Source organism: Microbacterium psychrotolerans (assembly GCF_031085295.1).
Lineage (GTDB): Bacteria > Actinomycetota > Actinomycetes > Actinomycetales > Microbacteriaceae > Microbacterium > Microbacterium psychrotolerans.
In genome coordinates, this window is sequence record NZ_JAVFWO010000001.1 from 117,151 (window position 1) to 132,862 (window position 15,712).

15 protein-coding genes are annotated in these 15,712 nt (G+C 68.5%); 4 read left to right on the forward strand and 11 right to left on the reverse strand.

All coding sequences use genetic code 11. From position 1 onward, the window contains the following. Together Q9R08_RS00500 and Q9R08_RS00505 are read right to left on the reverse strand one after the other, a co-directional pair. Complete coding sequence (locus Q9R08_RS00500) at positions 1–741, reverse strand: IclR family transcriptional regulator (protein ID WP_308865840.1); 741 nt, start codon at positions 739–741, stop codon at positions 1–3. A 187-nt stretch (positions 742–928) separates the two neighbouring features. Then, a complete protein-coding gene (locus Q9R08_RS00505) occupies positions 929–1,894 on the reverse strand; it encodes a ThuA domain-containing protein (RefSeq protein WP_308865841.1) in 966 nt (321 codons plus the stop codon). Between the two features lie 374 nt (positions 1,895–2,268). Between Q9R08_RS00505 and Q9R08_RS00510 the strand changes: the two genes are divergently transcribed. Continuing rightward, positions 2,269–3,321: a CorA family divalent cation transporter gene (locus Q9R08_RS00510; protein ID WP_308865842.1), complete on the forward strand. Its 1,053-nt coding sequence runs from the start codon at positions 2,269–2,271 to the stop codon at positions 3,319–3,321. A gap of 37 nt (positions 3,322–3,358) precedes the next feature. Here Q9R08_RS00510 and Q9R08_RS00515 read toward each other — a convergent pair whose 3' ends face one another. The 8 genes from Q9R08_RS00515 to Q9R08_RS00550 form a co-directional block, all read right to left on the reverse strand. Further along, positions 3,359–4,666, reverse strand: a complete 1,308-nt coding sequence (locus Q9R08_RS00515) for an ROK family transcriptional regulator (RefSeq protein WP_308865843.1) — start codon at positions 4,664–4,666, stop codon at positions 3,359–3,361. Continuing rightward, positions 4,663–7,053 (reverse strand): glycoside hydrolase family 2 TIM barrel-domain containing protein, encoded by a 2,391-nt coding sequence (locus Q9R08_RS00520; protein WP_308865844.1) that lies wholly within the window; start codon positions 7,051–7,053, stop codon positions 4,663–4,665. Before Q9R08_RS00520 ends, Q9R08_RS00515 begins: the two co-directional genes overlap by 4 nt. A gap of 6 nt (positions 7,054–7,059) precedes the next feature. Further along, positions 7,060–7,719: a YesL family protein gene (locus Q9R08_RS00525; RefSeq protein WP_308865845.1), complete on the reverse strand. Its 660-nt coding sequence runs from the start codon at positions 7,717–7,719 to the stop codon at positions 7,060–7,062. A 78-nt stretch (positions 7,720–7,797) separates the two neighbouring features. After that, entirely contained in the window at positions 7,798–9,339 is a 1,542-nt protein-coding gene (locus Q9R08_RS00530; protein WP_308865846.1) for a DUF3502 domain-containing protein, read from the reverse strand. Positions 9,340–9,457: 118 nt separating this feature from the next. Next, on the reverse strand, positions 9,458–10,438 hold the full coding sequence (locus tag Q9R08_RS00535) for a carbohydrate ABC transporter permease (protein WP_308865847.1): 981 nt from the start codon (positions 10,436–10,438) through the stop codon (positions 9,458–9,460). Further along, positions 10,425–11,366, reverse strand: a complete 942-nt coding sequence (locus Q9R08_RS00540) for an ABC transporter permease (RefSeq protein WP_308865848.1) — start codon at positions 11,364–11,366, stop codon at positions 10,425–10,427. The genes Q9R08_RS00535 and Q9R08_RS00540 overlap by 14 nt, the downstream gene beginning before the upstream one ends. A 221-nt stretch (positions 11,367–11,587) precedes the next feature. Continuing rightward, complete coding sequence (locus Q9R08_RS00545) at positions 11,588–11,977, reverse strand: PPOX class F420-dependent oxidoreductase (RefSeq protein WP_308865849.1); 390 nt, start codon at positions 11,975–11,977, stop codon at positions 11,588–11,590. Between the two features lie 34 nt (positions 11,978–12,011). Beyond that, complete coding sequence (locus tag Q9R08_RS00550; RefSeq protein WP_308865850.1) at positions 12,012–12,824, reverse strand: phytanoyl-CoA dioxygenase family protein; 813 nt, start codon at positions 12,822–12,824, stop codon at positions 12,012–12,014. Positions 12,825–12,895: 71 nt separating this feature from the next. Here Q9R08_RS00550 and Q9R08_RS00555 point away from each other — a divergent pair, with 71 nt between their 5' ends. Together Q9R08_RS00555 and Q9R08_RS00560 are read left to right on the forward strand one after the other, a co-directional pair. Beyond that, complete coding sequence (locus Q9R08_RS00555; protein ID WP_308865851.1) at positions 12,896–13,747, forward strand: helix-turn-helix domain-containing protein; 852 nt, start codon at positions 12,896–12,898, stop codon at positions 13,745–13,747. Positions 13,748–13,914: 167 nt separating this feature from the next. Next, positions 13,915–14,328, forward strand: a complete 414-nt coding sequence (locus Q9R08_RS00560) for a CBS domain-containing protein (protein WP_308865852.1) — start codon at positions 13,915–13,917, stop codon at positions 14,326–14,328. An 11-nt stretch (positions 14,329–14,339) separates the two neighbouring features. On the opposite strand, the gene Q9R08_RS00565 is transcribed toward Q9R08_RS00560, so the two are convergent. Further along, positions 14,340–14,498, reverse strand: a complete 159-nt coding sequence (locus tag Q9R08_RS00565) for a hypothetical protein (RefSeq protein WP_308865853.1) — start codon at positions 14,496–14,498, stop codon at positions 14,340–14,342. Between the two features lie 117 nt (positions 14,499–14,615). Between Q9R08_RS00565 and Q9R08_RS00570 the strand changes: the two genes are divergently transcribed. Beyond that, positions 14,616–15,581 (forward strand): TIGR03885 family FMN-dependent LLM class oxidoreductase, encoded by a 966-nt coding sequence (locus Q9R08_RS00570; protein WP_308865854.1) that lies wholly within the window; start codon positions 14,616–14,618, stop codon positions 15,579–15,581. Positions 15,582–15,712: the final 131 nt, after the last annotated feature.

A 15,712-nucleotide genomic window follows, 5' to 3' on the forward strand; every position in this document is an offset into this window, starting at 1 on the left:
TCAGGCCACCTGCAGTGCCAGCCGATGGGTGAGAGCGAGAGCCGCATGACGCACGAGGGGCGCCATCCGCTTCGGATCCATGTCCGCCACGGGGCCCGCGACCGAGATCGCGGCCAGAGGCAGTCGCTCCGGCGAGAGCACGGGGCTGGCGACCCCGACGACCCCGGGAAAGGTCTCGCAGCGGTCGATGGCCACCGACTCCGCCCGCACCGACGCGAACTCCTTCTCGAGAGTGTGCCGCCGTTCGGCATCGAGACCGGTGATGACACTGCCGAGAACCCCCTCGTCGACGGTGAAAGCCAGCACGGCCTTGCCGAGGGCGGTCGTCGCGGACGGCACACGGACCCCGGCGCGAGAGGGGACCGGACGCAGCCGCCCGCGGACCGAGATCACCGACAGCATGTCGCGTCCCTCCTGGACCGCGACGTTGAGGTGCTCGCCCGTCGCGTTGAAGAGCTCGGCCAGCACGGGGAGAGCGGCGGCACTGAGCCGGCGGGGCGTGCTGGCGCGTGCGCCGAGCTCGAACAGCCGCAGGCCGATGGCGACTCCTTCCTCGGTGCGCACGAGGTAGCGCTGGCGCACGAGGTCGCCGACGAGTCGCGAGACGGTCGACTTGGGGATGCCGGTGGCCAGCGCGAGCTGGGTGATCGTCGTCGACCCGTGCGACTCGCGGGCGGTGTCGAGGATGGCGAGGATCCGGTCGAGCACAGACACGGGCTCGTCGCTGAGGGCGGATCGCATGTGTGCAGTATCCGTCGGCGCGGGGGGCGCGGCAAGCGTGCGCGGCGGGACAGCGCCGATGGTTCCACCCAGTGGGACACAAGGAATCGGACGGATGGCCGGCGCGACGAAACGGGGGCCCGGACCCGTCGGAACGACGCGCCCGGGCCCCCGCCTCTCCCACCGTGGAGGCTCTCTTCCGCCTCGGTCAGACGGTGCAGAAGGGCTTGATGCCCATGGCGCTCTCCAGGCCCTCCATGACGTGCTGCTTGAAGAACTCGTCGCCGGGGAGGGGTGCGTCGGTCCAGGCCGCGGCGTCGTGACCGAGGGTCGTCAGCCAGGACCGGCCGCCGTCGTAGTACTGGCACCAGCTCACCGGGTGGGACTCGCCGTGGCCGGCCGGTGTGGCCTCGCTCGTCGCCTTGTCGACCTCGAGGAGGACGTTGACGAAGCTCGGGTAGGGCGTGAGGTTGTACCACTCGTCCTTGAACGCCCAGGTCTCGGGCATGAACGACGTCGACACGTCACGGTTGTTGATCGTCTCGACCGTGCCGTCGCGGTTGGGGCCGTGGTTGTAGAAGTTCGCCCCGCCCAGCAGGCCCTCGTAGTACTGCCACGAGTACTCCGCACCGAACGCGTTGTGGATGCCGACGAAGCCGCCGCCGCCGCGCATGTACTGCATGAGCGCCGTCTGGGCCGTGTCGTCGAGGGTGTCGCGGTTGGAGCTCAGGAACACGACCGCCTGGTAGTTGTTCAGTCGGAACTGGGACAGGTCCTCGGTGTAGTCCGCAGCGATCCCCCGCTCGGCCGCCCAGGCGATCAGGGCGGACTGCGCGACGTTGTTCGCGTTGAGCGGTGGGTTCAGTCCGGGCGCGAGCGGGCTGCCGAGGTGGGCGTGACGGGGTCCGGCCGTGCGGCTCCAGATGAGGATGCGCTTGGGCTCACCGTCCGTCCAGCCGTTGCCCCACTCGTGGTAGCAGGACGGGTCCGCCCCGCGGCACACGCCGTAGTCCTTGATCTCGTCGAGGTAGATCTGACTGGCGGTGGCCGGCTGGCCGCCGAGGCCGTTGCCGTTGCCCTTGTCGGCCCCCGTCGCGGTTCCGGCGAGGACGATGCCGGCGCCGAGCGCCGCCGCGGCGACGAGCGCGACGCCGGAGCGTAGTAGCGATCTCATGTGATCTCCTTCGATCAGTCGAGGTGGTCCTCGGGGAGTCGAAGCGCGATCGCCGCACTCGGCCGATGACGGCCTCCGATCCCGCCTGGGAGCGGGAACCCGGATCGACCCTCGGGTTGCTGCGAATGTAGGCGGGCCGCCACGGCGTCGGCAACGCGCGTTCCACCCAGTAAGCCAGCCGCCGCTGCGGCGCGTCGGCGGGCGGCGGTTGCACAGGCAGACCATCCCCGCAACCCCTCGGGTCAACCGCGTCGGCCGGGCTAGATTCAGGCTGACGGCTGAGCGCCGGGCCGACCCGTGCCCGCGGCGTTCACGATCGTACGGACGCCTTCCACGCGGAGCGACCCGACGACATGCCGTGGGAGGTGCCGCTGATGCCGCAACCGTCACAGGAGCAGAACGAGTCCGCCACGAACGACCCCGCGCCGGAGGACACCGACGAGGAGTCGCTCCGCATCTTCATCGTCGGCAGCGAGATCGAGCCGCTGACGGATGCCGCGCTGGAGGACGTGCCACCCATCGTCCGCCGCATGCGGCGCAAGGACGAGTTCATCTGGCTGCACCTGCTCGATCCGGACGAAGACACGGTGCGACGCGCCCGCGACGTGCTCGGCATCCATCCCACCGCCGTCGCCGACGTCGTCTCACGCCGGCAGCAGCCCAAGGTGCAGAAGTTCGACGAGCACCTCTTCGTCATGCTCTGGAACGTGCTCCACACTCCCGACGAGGCGCTCGTGCTGGGGGAGACGTTCCTCTACATCGGCGAAGGCTGGCTGCTGACCGTGCAGCGCGGCAACGGCGGCGAGCCCCCCGATCTGCCGGAGCTGCTCGAAGAGGCGCCCGACCAGGCACGCACCGACACGATGCCTGCGGCGTACTCGATCATGGCTGAGATCGTCGACGGCTATGCCAGCTCTGCGGCGGCCGTCGAGTCCGCCCTCGAAGAGCTCGAGGAGCAGGTCTTCAGCGAGAGCGAGCGCGAGGATCACCACCGCATCTACCGCATCCGCAAGGACATCGGGCGCGTGGACCGGGCGGTGTCGAGCATCGCCGCCGCACTGCACGAGAGCACCCGGCACCTCGAGACGCTCACCGTCGGCAGCGAGCCCATCCTGCCGTACCTGCACGACCTGCTCGACGACGCGGCCGGAACCGCCGCCCTCATCAACAACCAGAGCAAGGGCCTGGACGCGATCCTGTCCAGCTACGAGAACAACGTCGCGGCACGGCAGAACCAGGACATGCGCACCATCTCGGCATTCGCCGCCCTCCTCGCGGTGCCGACCCTCATCGCCGGCCTCTACGGCATGAACTTCAAGAACATCCCGCTCGTGCAGTGGCAGTACGGGTGGATCGTGATCGGACTGACCATCGTCGTCCTCGATCTCGTGATCTACGGGCTCTTCAAGCGCCGCCGGTGGCTCTGACCGGTCGGTGCATGCCGGCGCCGTCGTGCCGGCGCCGTCACAGGGCCACCGGGATGTTCGACGTCAGGAGCCCGGCATCCACCAGGAACCGCTCGAGCACGACTGTAGCGACCCCCGTGGCCACCGAGTTGCCTCGCACCGTCGAGATCTCCAGCTCGACGTCGCGTGCCGAGGCTCCGGGCGACTGCTCGAGCAGGTGACGGCGCGTCGCCGGCATCAGGTGCTCCCCCAGCGCCCATGTCGTCCACCCCGTGAGCGTGACGCCCTCGGGGTTGATCACGGCCACCAGGTCGGCGAGCGCGGAGCCCAGGTAGTAGGCGGTCCGGCCGATCGTCTCGGTCACGGCCGGGTCGGGCTCAGGGCCGTCGGCGACCGCCGCCAAGGCGAGGATGAAGTCGTTCTGCATGTCGAGGTCGACGAGCGGATGCGCGGGGTCGATCTCGCGCAGCGTCTCCTGGATGCCGGGAGCGCCGATGTAGGACTCGACGCAGCCGCGCCGGCCGCAACGACAGCGCCGTCCGTCGAGGACGAGCAGCGTGTGCCCCCATTCGCCGGCGGTGTTCGTGGCGCCCCGCAGGATGCGCCCCTCCAGCACGATCCCGGCGCCGACGCCGGTGCCCAGGTTGACCGTCGCGAGACTCGAGAATCTCCGGCCGCCGCCGAGCCACAGCTCGGCGATCGCGATCGACTTGAGCGGGTTCTCGATCACGAGCGGCAGGCCGACGCGCTCCCGCAGGCGTTCGAGCTCCACCTTCTGCCACGTCCAATTCGGCACGACGACGGAAACGCCCTCCGGACCCTGGATCAGTCCGGGCAGCGCGATCCCGACGCCGAGCACCTCGCTGCGCGAGACGCCTGCTGCGTCGAGCAGGTGATCCAGCGTGCGACCGATGCCCTCCACCACCGAGTCAGGGTCGAGCAGATGCTCGTCGCGCGCGCTCTCGACGGAAAGCACCTCGTTGAGCGCCGTGTCGAACATCACCGCGCGCACGTACGTCTCGGCGACGTCGATGCCCACGACGAAGCCGCGGTCCGTGTTCATGCCGATGAGAGCGGTCGGCCGTCCGATCCGCCCGGCCGCCATCTCTTTCTTCTCCTCGATGATCCCCTCGGCCAGCAGCTCGTTCACGACGGTGACGACGGTCGCCAGGCTCAGCCCGGTGGACTGGGCGAGGGCGTTGCGCGTCGTCTCACCGGCCGACAGCACGGCGTGCAGCACGTCGAGGCGGGAATCGCTGCGGATGTCGCGCGAGGTGCGACGCGCCACGACCGTGCTCGACGCGGACGTCACCGTGCGCGCCGCCGGGTCGGGACGACCCTGGACCGGACTCGTCGACCGTGTCATGTGGAGCACTCCATTCGCACGTCGGGCAGGCCCGGTGAGCTCAGCAGGACGGTCGCGGCCCCATTGGACCGGACGAACAGGATCAGTCGGCCGTCGAGCGTGCGACGCCGAGGGGCGGTGTAAGCGGTGTGGTCACTCAGATCACCATTCTCCAGCCCGAGCAGCTCCCCGTCGCGCACCTCGGCCGTCACGACCGCGTCGCCGCGCGCGACATCGCCGTGCTCGTCGCGCAGCACGCATTCGATCTGGAACACCTCGTCCGCAGGGATGCCGGCGTCGGCGCAGCGGCCGGGGAGGCCCTCGGGCGCCCGCCAGAGGGCGGCGTCGATCCGGACGGCCTCGCCGGCGGGCCGGAGGATGTCGCGGGCGACGACGTCGCCGCCGCGACGCGACTCCAGCACGAGCGTGCCGAACGGGACACCCGTTGCAGCCGTCCAGTAGCCGTTCTCCGCGTCGCGGACGAGCGGGATGCCGCGCCCGTCGCAGGTGAGCGTCAGCTCGTCGCCGTTGGCGAAGGCCAGCACTTCGACCGCCGCGCCTGGCACGGCATCCCGTCCCCGCGAGATCGGGTGCGACCAGAAGCTCTTGTCCTCGTCGTCGGTCCAGGGCCGGACGGCGAGGTGCGCCATAGGCTGCTCGGACCACCAGCTGCGCCGCAGATGCCAGGTTTCCTTCTCGAAGCCCGCGAGCGTCAGCAGCCCGGCCGGCGAGCCGTGCGACGGCCAGCCGCGGGTCTCGCCCAGGTAGTCGATGCCCGTCCAGAGGAACTGGCCGGCCACGTAGTCGTTGCGCTCGACTTGCAGCCAGTCGGCGTAGCGGTGCGAGTTCTCGCTGCCGACGAACGGCTTGTCGGGGAAGCGCCGGTGATCCTCCTCGTAGAGGTGCTCCTTGTAGTTGTAGCCGACGAGGTCGAGGTCGTCGAGGAAGCCCGTCCGGCTCGACAGCTCGGGCAGGGCGGCGGCCAGCGTCACCGGACGCGTGGGGTCGTTCTCCCGCACGATGGCGGCCAGCCGCTTCGCGATGGTCGTCAGACGGCGGATGTCGGGACGGTCGGGGTCGTAGAGACGCTCGGCCCGCGGCTTGCCCGCGTCGTTGTTGCCGACGGCCTCCTGGAAGAGCGGGTGCGCGTACGGGTCGTTCGGATAGTCGATCTCGTTGCCGATGCTCCACGCGACGATCGACGGATGGTTGCGGTGCGCCTGGATCATCGCCGACAGGTCGGCCTCGTGCCAGGCGGGAAAGACGTGGGCGTAGCCCTCGTGCCGGGGCGGGTAGACGTTGTGCCCCTGCCACCACTTGTTCTTCGGGTTCTCCCACTCGTCGAACGCCTCGTCGATGACATAGAGGCCCAGGACGTCGCAGAGCGCGTACAGCTCGGGGCTGTGGGGGTTGTGCGCCATCCGCACCGCATTGCATCCCATCTGCCGGAGGGCGAGCAGACGCCGCAGCCAGACGCTCGCCGGCACCGCGGTGCCGAAGCATCCGGCATCCTCGTGCAGGCACACCCCCTTGAGCACACGGGGTTCGCCGTTGATCGAGAAGCCGGTGTCGGGGTCGAACCGGAAGGTGCGGATCCCGACGGTCTCGACGGAGACGGCGCGCCGCGATGTTCCGGCGCCCGGCCACTCGAGCGTCGTGGTGAGGCGGTGCAGCAGGGGGTCGGTGTCGGACCACAGCTCGGGATCGGTGAGCGCCGTCGTCGCCGCGGCGTCAGCCGCGCCGCCGGCGGGCACGACGACCTCGGTGCCGAAGGAGTGCACCCTCCCCGTCGTCAGCGACCGCAGCTCGTGGCGCACCCGCACCGCCGCGGGCGACGCCGTGTCATTGACGAGCGTCTGGACGACGCGGACGGCGGCCTCGTCGGCACCGGTCGACAGCGTCGTGAACACGGTGCCGTGCTCGCCGACCCGCACCTGCTCATGGACCTCGATCTCCACGCGCCGCGTGATTCCCGACCCGTTGTACCAGCGGGAGTCCGAGATGTCCCTGTGGTCGACGCGCACGCTGATGACCAGATCGTCGTCCGGCGCGTACGACAGGATCTCGGTCAGGTCGAAGGAGAACTCCGCGTAGCCCGACGGACGCCCGCCGAGGTGATAGCCGTTGACCCAGACGTCGGCGTTCTTGTAGACCCCGTGGAACACCAGCCGCACGTGCTGGTCATCGCGCCGGCCGAGCTCGGAGATCCGCACGTGCGCGCGGTACCATCCCACGCCGCCGGCCAGATATCCCGTGCCGCTGGAGTGGGCGGGCGAGAACTCCTGCTCGACGCTCCAGTCGTGCGGAACGGCGACGCCGCGCCACGACGCGTCGTCGTAGCCCTTCGCCGCGGCTCCCGGGTCGTCGGCGAGCGCGAAGAGCCACCGGCTGATCCGAACTGTCTGCATGTGAACCTATTCCTCGTCTGATTCCTCGACCGCTACCGGCTGAGGTGCGTATGCGTCGAACACCCGGGTGAACAGGACGCCGGTCAGGAAGGCGATCGCGGCGAAGCCGATCGCGAGCCACAGCAGCCCGTACGCCGTCACGGCCGGGTAGAAGACCGTGACGACGATGGCGAGCCCGATGATCGCCAGACTCATGATGGCCACGAGCGGATGCCGCCACGACAGCAGCCGCGCGTTGCGCAGCACCTCCCGGATGCTGCCCTCGAAGTTGGCGAGGTAGGGGAAGACGAACAGGAGGTTCACCGCGAACGCGAACGCCACGAGGTACCAGACCACCAGCAGGATGAGCTGCGCCCCCGCATCCAGGGAGCCGCTCGTGAGGACGACGTACCAGGCGCCGAGCGCGACCGCCACCAGGAGGACGAGGAGCCCGAGCAGCGTCGCCTGGCGGAAGTTCTGCCGGAAGGAACGGAAGTAGTCGCGTGTGACCGCATCGCACCGGCCCCGCACGATCCGCATCGCGGTGAAGTTCAGCGCCGTCAGGGCGGCGCCGAGCGTGACGATCGGGATCGCCGTGGCGATGAACACGAGGTTCAGGATCATCAGGTCCGCGATGCGGGTCAGGAACCGCATCGCGGCGGAGTCCGGGGCGAAGATGCTGCTCATTCGTACTTCCTCTTCAGATCGGTCGGGCGGGCCCACGCAGTGCGGACCCGCCCGACCGTGTCGATCCGATCGCCCGGGCTACTCGGCCCAGGCGTCGATGTCGGCCTGGATCGAGGCACGGGCGTCCTCGTAGCCGGCATCCATCAGCGCCTGCCGCATCTCGGCGATCGCCGCAGCCGGGTCGTCGAACTTGCCGTACTCCAGCTGCGGGAGGTACTGCGAGAGCACGCCGCCCATCGCCGCCAGCGTCGGGTCGATGGCGTCCTTGTTCAGCAGCAGCGTCGAGTACGGGTAGTCCTCGGCCACGGCATCCAGTCCGGCGTAGATCTCCTTCGTCGTGGGCGCGTCGGTGACCTTCGTCAGCTCGAGCTCGTCCATGCGTCCTGCCCAGAAGTTCGAGCCCAGCGCGTCGGTCGACGAGTCGTAACCGTCGGGGTAGCCGAGCTTGCCGTCGTCGGTGATGACGTAGTCGGTGCCCTCGATGCCGTAGTTGATGAGGCGGTACGACTCCTCGTCGTTGCGGAGGAGGTCGTACACCTCGAGCGCCTTCTCAGGGTTCTGCGAGTTCGCGCTCACGGACATCGCGCCGTGGGTGAGGATGTCTTTGAAGACGTTCCCGTTCTCCTGGCCCCAGTAGAAGAACTTCGGGTCTGAGCCCTCCTGCTTCTTCGACATGTTGTCGTAGATCTGGCCGATGAACGTCTGCGTGTGGTGCTGGTCGGCACCCGACAGACCGGCGTAGAACTCCTCGCGCGTGTCGCCGTCGTAGTTCAGCGCGTCCTCACGCCAGACGCCGATGTCGTTCCATTCCTTGGCGAGCTCGGCGGCTTCGAGCAGCTCGTCGCCCTCCATGAACCACGAGGTGACGGTCTCGGGGTCGGACGCGCTCATCTGGAACGGGTAGTAGTTGCCCGAGCTGACCTGCTGGAGGTTCTGCAGATCGGTGTGGCCCTGCATGTAGCCCTGCAGAGCGGCCTGGTTGTCGCCCGCGACATCCCACGGATAGGCCTCCGGCACGTTGTCCTTGACCCACTGGAAGTACGTCGTGAAGTCCTCGAACTTCGTGATGTCGCCGTTCGCGAACCCGGCCTGCGTGGCCCAGTCGCCACGGTAGAAGAAGCCGTGGTTCGTGTACTGGGTGAAGTTGTCCTCCGGGATGAAGTAGATCTGTCCGTCGTCCAGCTTCGCGAGGTCCCAGTGGCCGTCGGCGTCGACCTGCTCCCACGTCTTCGGAGCGTGCTCCTGGAGCATCTCCTCCGTGAGGGGCAGGAACGCGCCCTTCTCCGCGTTCTCCCACGCGAAGAGCCAGTCGGTCGCGGTCGTGATCAGGTCGACATTGGAGTCTCCCGACAGCAGCTGGAGGTTGTACTGCGTCTGCCAGTCGGCCCACTCGACGTAGAAGAGATCGAGGGTCGCGTTCGCCTCCTCGGTGAGGCGCTCGTTGAGCTTCTCGAGCATCGCCTCGAGACGCCCGTTCGTGGGCTTGTCGCCGAGCACGAGCATCGTGATCTCGGTGGGCTTGCCGTCGTCGTCAGCCGGCCCGGTGCAGCCGGCGAGGGCGGTCGCGCCCAGGCCGAGAACGACCAGCGCCGCTCCTGCCTTGAAGAGTTTCCTTGCCATGTGAGGCTCCTTCGGCTCTCATTACTCGGTGATTGCAGTGGTGTGCGCGCCTCGGGGAGGCGTTCTGGGGGGAACGGCCGGGCTTCGATGACCGGCCGCACGACGTCAGCAGCGCGTGTCAGCCCTTGACGGCACCGACCGTGATGCCGCTGACGAAGTATTTCTGGACGAACGGGTAGGCGAAGAGGATCGGGACCGTCGCCACCACGGCGCTCGCCATCTTCAGCGTGTTGCTCGGCAGGTCGGTGATGCTGACGTTCGAGCCGGCGACCGAGTTGCGAAGAGCGTTGGCCGTGTTGATCACGTTGTAGAGGTAGTACTGGAGCGGCTTGAACTCGACAGTGCTGCCCAGGTAGAGCGACGACAGGTACCACTCGTTCCAGTAGCCGAGGGCGAGGAAGAGGCCGACCGTCGCGAGGGCCGGCTTCATCATCGGCAGCGCGAGCTGGACGAAGATCCGGAAGTCGCCTGCGCCGTCGATCTTTCCGGACTCGATGATCTCGTAGGGGATGGTGCGCATGAAGTTCTTCATCAGGATGATGAGCCACGGCGTCATGAGCAGGGGCAGGAACACCGCCAGGTAGTTGCCCCGCAGCCCCAGGTCGCGGCCGATCCACAGGAACGTCGGGGCGAGACCGGCCGAGAAGAGCGTCGTGAAGTAGATGAAGAACGCGATGTAGTTGCGCAGCCGGAAGTCCTGCCGGTACAGGGCGAACCCGGTCATCGCGATGATGAACAGGCCGATCGCGGTGCCGGCGACGGTCATCACGATGGTGACGACGTAGGAGCCGATGATCTGCCGGGGCGCCCGGAAGATGTACTCGTAGGCGGTGAACGAGAATCCCTTCGGCAGCAGGCCGAACCCGCTCTTCATGATCTCCGACTCGCTCGAGAACGAGGCCGAGACGATCATGACGAAGGGCAGCAGACAGAAGAGCACGAACACCGAGATCGAGAAGTAAGAGACGCCCCGGATGATGTAGTCGCTGCGGTCGAGTCTGATGCGACGCGTGCGCTCCGCGGCGACGGCCTTGCGCTTGCGTGCGGCCTTGCCGAGTGTCTCGGTCACGGCCACCGCGCCGATGTCAGAAGAGAGCATAATCGGGGTTCATCCTCCGGACGATCCAGTTCGCCGTCATCACGATCGCGAAGCCGAACAGCGATTGGTACAGGCCCACCGCGGTGGACGTCGTGAAGTTGTTCTGCGCCATCACCATGCGGTACACCGAGGTCTCGATGATGTCCGTGGTCGGGAAGAGCGCGGCGTTGTTGCCGACCAGGTTCCAGAAGAGCCCGAAGTTGCCGTGCATGATGCCGCCCAGCGCGAACAGCAGCAGGATCACGAAGATCGGCTTGAGGCTCGGCAGGATGACGTAGCGGATGCGCTGCCATGCCGATGCGCCGTCGATCGCAGCCGCCTCGAACAGCACCCTGTCGATGCCCATGATCGCCGCGAAGTAGACGATGGTGCCGTATCCGGTGCTCTGCCAGAGATGGACCAGCGTGATGATGAACGGCCATGCGCCGGGGCTGCTGTAGACCTTGACCGGATCGCCTCCGGTCTGCTCGAGGAATCCGTTGAGCGCGCCGTTGTCGTAGTTCAGCAGGTTGAACGCGATGACGCCGACGAGCACGACTGAGATGAAGTAGGGCAGGAACATGACGCTCTGGCTGATCTTCTTGAAGTACTTCAGGCGCACCTCGTTGAGCATCACCGCGAATGCGATCGCCAGGATGTTGCCCAGAACGATGAAGGCGAGGTTGTAGAGGATCGTGTTCCGCGTGAGCAGCCACAGCTGGCCGGACTTGATCAGGAACTCGAAGTTCTTGAAGCCGACGAAGGGACTGCCGAAGATGCCGTCGCGGTAGTTGAAGTTCGTGAAGGCGATCCAGATGCCGGGCAGCGGCGCGTAGTTGAAGACCAGGAAGAACGCGATGGCAGGCACGCACATCAGCAGGAGCATCCTGCTCCCGGTGAGCTTCCGCCACCGCGACCGCTGTCGCTGGGGCACGACTTTCACAGACATCCGTCCGCCTCTTCGCGTTCGTGAAGTCGCCTCGTCGCGACTGGTCTGCCAGTTAACCTAACCATCGATATAACTCGGCGCGCCTCACGGTACAGGCCGGGTCAGGCCGACGCAAGCATGAGTTCGCGGCTGTGGAAAACCCCTCGGCGCACGCGTGCGCGCGGGCGTGCGGCCGCTTCGTCGGTGCGCCGGGGAGGCCGCGGAGGGGGTGCGCGGCGGCGTCAGACGGCGCGCAGGAGCCCGCTGCTGCCCATCAGCCTCAGGGGCACGAGAGTGATCGCGACGCGGGAAGGATTGACGCGCGGCTGTCGGTAGCGCTGTGCATAGAGCTCGACGGCGAGGGCGACCTCGTCCGGGTCGTCATGCACGGTCGCGGTCGCAGGGAACGCGAGCCAGCGCGCGCCGTCGACCTGGCTGACCGTGGCGGTCGGGTCCCGCAGGACGTTGCGCACCTTCTGGGAATCGCGCGACGTGATGATGCGCAGCACACCGTCGTGCAGGGTGAAGCCCACTGGCACCGCGTGGATGCCGCCCCATGGCGCGATCGTGGAGAGCGTGGCGATGTGCCGTTCGCGGACGAACGCCTCGCCCGCCTCCGACAGTTCCCGCACGCTCCCACGCTAGTCGCCGTGCGCGGGGCTGCGGTCAGTGCGGTGCGATCGGCGCCCAGCCTTCGCCGCATGCGCCGCCGTCGGTCACCTCTGCGATCACGACCTCGCTGCCGTCGAGACGGAGCAGGGGGTTGTAGAACCGGGAGATCTCCACGCTCTCGACGGGCACGTAGTGGAAGATGAGCGAACGGCGGAAGCGGTCGGCCGACCGGTTCGGTCCTGAGCCATGGACCATGCTGCCGTGGAAGAAGAGCACGTCGCCGGCCGCGAGCTCCGTCTGCACCGCTTCGAACCCCTCGGGCAGCCTGATCTCCGTGCTCGTGAACGACTCCTCCGGGTCTGCCTCGTCGGGGCACACGATCTCGTACCGATGCGAGCCTGGCACCATCTTCAGCCCGCCGTTCTCGCCGTCGCAGTCGTCGATCGCGACCCACGCGGCGATGCAGGTCTCCGGGTGCGCCTGCAGGAAGATGTTGTCCTGGTGCAGCGCCTGCCCGCGCGCGGTCGGCGGCTTGAAGTAGAACATGGACTGCGCCGCGTGCACCTGCCCCACCATGTCGGTCACGGGTCCGACGATGCGCGGATCCAGCATCCACCGCCGTGCCAGGCGACCGATCTCAAGGTCCGTGCGACGGTGCGGGTGGATGAAGCGGGGATACCGCGCGAGGACGTCGTCGGCGGAGATGTTGTCGTCGTGCCCGATCGTTCGATCGCGCTGGACCTGCTCCATGAAGACGTCGCGGATCTCGGCGACCTCCGCCGGGCCGAGGAGCCCGCGGACGTGCACGACACCGTGCTCCGCGTAGTCGACGGTGAGATCGGTGGCCGGGGTGCTCGTGAGGGACATGGCTGCAACTCTTCTCTGCAGCCACCGCCGGCGCCATGGGATGATCAGGCGATGACATGGAGGATCCTGCTATGACTGCGACTGCCTCTCCTCGTCGCGAGACGCCGCACCCGCACGTCGTGCGTGTGGTGGCGGGTGTCTTCTCCGAGGGGACCGAGTACGCGACGTGGCGCGAGCGCGGCACGTCCGACTGGCTCCTCATCCACACCATCGCCGGGTCCGGCCGCGTGGCCGGATCCTCCGGAACGGTCGTCACCGGCGCGGGTGACACGGTGCTGCTGCGACCGCACCAGCGGCACGACTACGGCACCGGCGCGACGTCGTGGTCGCTCGCGTACGCGCATTTCCATCCGCGCGCCGAGTGGTCACCGCTTCTCGAATGGCCGGCACAGGCGGGAGGCGTCGGCGTGGTGCGTGCCCAGGGCGAGGTGCGACAGCGGATCGTGGCGTCCCTCCGTACATGCGCACGGTCGTCGGCGGGGTCGCTCCCCCAGTCGGAGCTGTTCGCGATGAACGCCCTCGAGACGGCGCTGTTGTGGCTCGACACGCAGAACCCGCTGCGCGGCCGCATGGACGAACGGCTCATGCGCGTGGTGGAGCACATCGGCGCCGACCTCGCGGGCGATCTCGGGGTGGCGATGCTCGCCCGGGTCGCGACGCTTTCGCCGTCGCGGCTCACGCACCTGTTCACTGCGACGCTCGGCATGCCGCCCCAGCAGTACGTGGAGCGCGAGAGGCTGACCCGCGCCGCGCACCTGCTGGCATCGACCGATCGTGCGGTCGGCGAGATCGCGCGGGACGTCGGCTGGGACGACCCGCTGTACTTCTCGCGGCGCTTCTCGGGGCTCCACGGCCTGAGCCCGACGGCCTACCGTCGCGAGCGGTCGGCGCCGGGCGGCGCCCGAGATCGCCACGGGCTCTGAGGCACGAACGGTCCCCGCGTCGACCGACCACCACCCGCTGACCGCGACAGTCCTGCGCGGCCGACGTGGACAGGTCCGCCGAGATCGACGGCCCGTCGCCTGTCAAGCCCCTCCGTCGTCGATCCGGCTCCTGCCTACTGTCGCGGGATCAGTGGAAGGAGAAGGACATGACCGTTGCCAGGGACATCATGACCGCCGGCGCGCGCTGTGTGGGAGAAAACGAGACACTGGTCGATGCTGCCCGCCTGATGGCATCGCTGGACGTGGGTGCGCTGCCGATCTGCGGTGAGGACGAGCGGCTGAAGGGCATGCTCACGGATCGCGACATCGTGGTGAAGTGCATCGCCGAGGGCGGCGATCCCGCGAGCACGACGGCCGGCTCCCTCGCCCAGGGCAAGCCCGTCACGATCGGCGCCGACGACGACATCCGGGAGGCGCTGGAGACGATGAAGCGCCACCAGGTGCGCAGGCTGCCGGTGATCGACGGACACGATCTGGTCGGCATCATCAGCCAGGCCGACATCGCTCTCGCGCTGGCGCCCGCCGAGACCGGCGAGACGGTCGCCGAGATCTCGGAGTGACGCCGGCGGCGTCACAGGATGTCGTCGTACCCCCGCGTGTGACCGACCTCGTCGCGCGCAGACCGGATTGCGAGCCGCTGCTGCGCGGCGTCATCCCCCTCGCGCGGCTCGACGATCGCCTGCTTGCGGAGGCGGCGCACCGCTACGAGACCCGGTTCGATGCCGGTCAAGGGACCGGAGGACTGAGGGACGCGGGAGGCTGCGAAGAACGGCGCCGTAGATATCACGCGCCCCCACGCGGTGCAACGGCGTGGGCAGGACCGCATTCCCCCGGCACGCTGGAGGACATGGTGTTCCTCGGATATCACGCATCCCACGAGCAACTGCCCCCATCGACCCTGCTCGCCGCTGTCCAAGAGGCCGAGCGGGCCGGATTCGACGGTGCGATGTGCTCGGACCACCTCGCACCCTGGGGACTCGCGCAGGGAGAGTCCGGCTTCGCCTGGAGCTGGCTCGGCGCGGCCCTCGCCACGACGTCGTTCCCGATGGGCATGGTGTCCGCGCCCGGACAGCGGTACCACCCGGTCATCGCAGCCCAGGCGCTCGCGACGCTCGCGGAGATGTTCGAGGGTCGCTTCTGGTGCGCGCTCGGCTCGGGCGAGGCTCTCAACGAGCACGTCACGGGCGATGCCTGGCCCGCCAAGCCCGAGCGGCAGGACCGCCTGGTGCAGGCCGCCGACGTCATGCGCCGGCTCATCGCCGGCGAGAGGGTGACGCACGACGGCGCGTTCCAGGTTCACGAGGCGCGCGTGTGGTCGCGGCCGCTGAGCCCGGCGCCTCTCCGCGCCGCCGCCGCCTCGGCGGAGACGGCGGCGTGGGCCGCCTCCTGGGCCGACGGCGTAGTCACGGTAGGTCATGACGTCGAGACGGTGGGGAAGATCCTGTCGGCATACCGGGATGCCGGCGGCACGGGTCCGTGCGCCGTGCAGGTTCACGTGAGCCTCGCCGACTCCCATGCCGAAGCGCTGCGGACAGCGGGCGACCAATGGCGTCAGGCGACCGTCGACCCCGCCCTGATGTGGGAGCTCATGCAGCCGGAGGACTTCGACCGGCTCGCGGACCCTGGCGACACGGAAGCGCTGGAACGCGGCATCCTCATCTCCGCCGACGAGCGGGATGTCGCCGAACGCCTCGGCGCGCTGGTCGACGCGGGCGCCGACGAACTCTTCCTCCACCCCGTCGCGAAGGACCAGAGTTCCTTCTTGGGGCGTGCGCGAGACGGGCTGCTGGACGCGATCCGGGAGCGTGCGTAAGTCCTGCAACATGCGGACGCGCAGTCGAACCGCCCGCGACGGGAGCAGCCCGGCGAGGTTGTGATCAGCGACTGTTCTCCCCTGCGTTCTCGCGTTCCCCGGGTAGCGAATGACACCGGTGTCAATCCCCT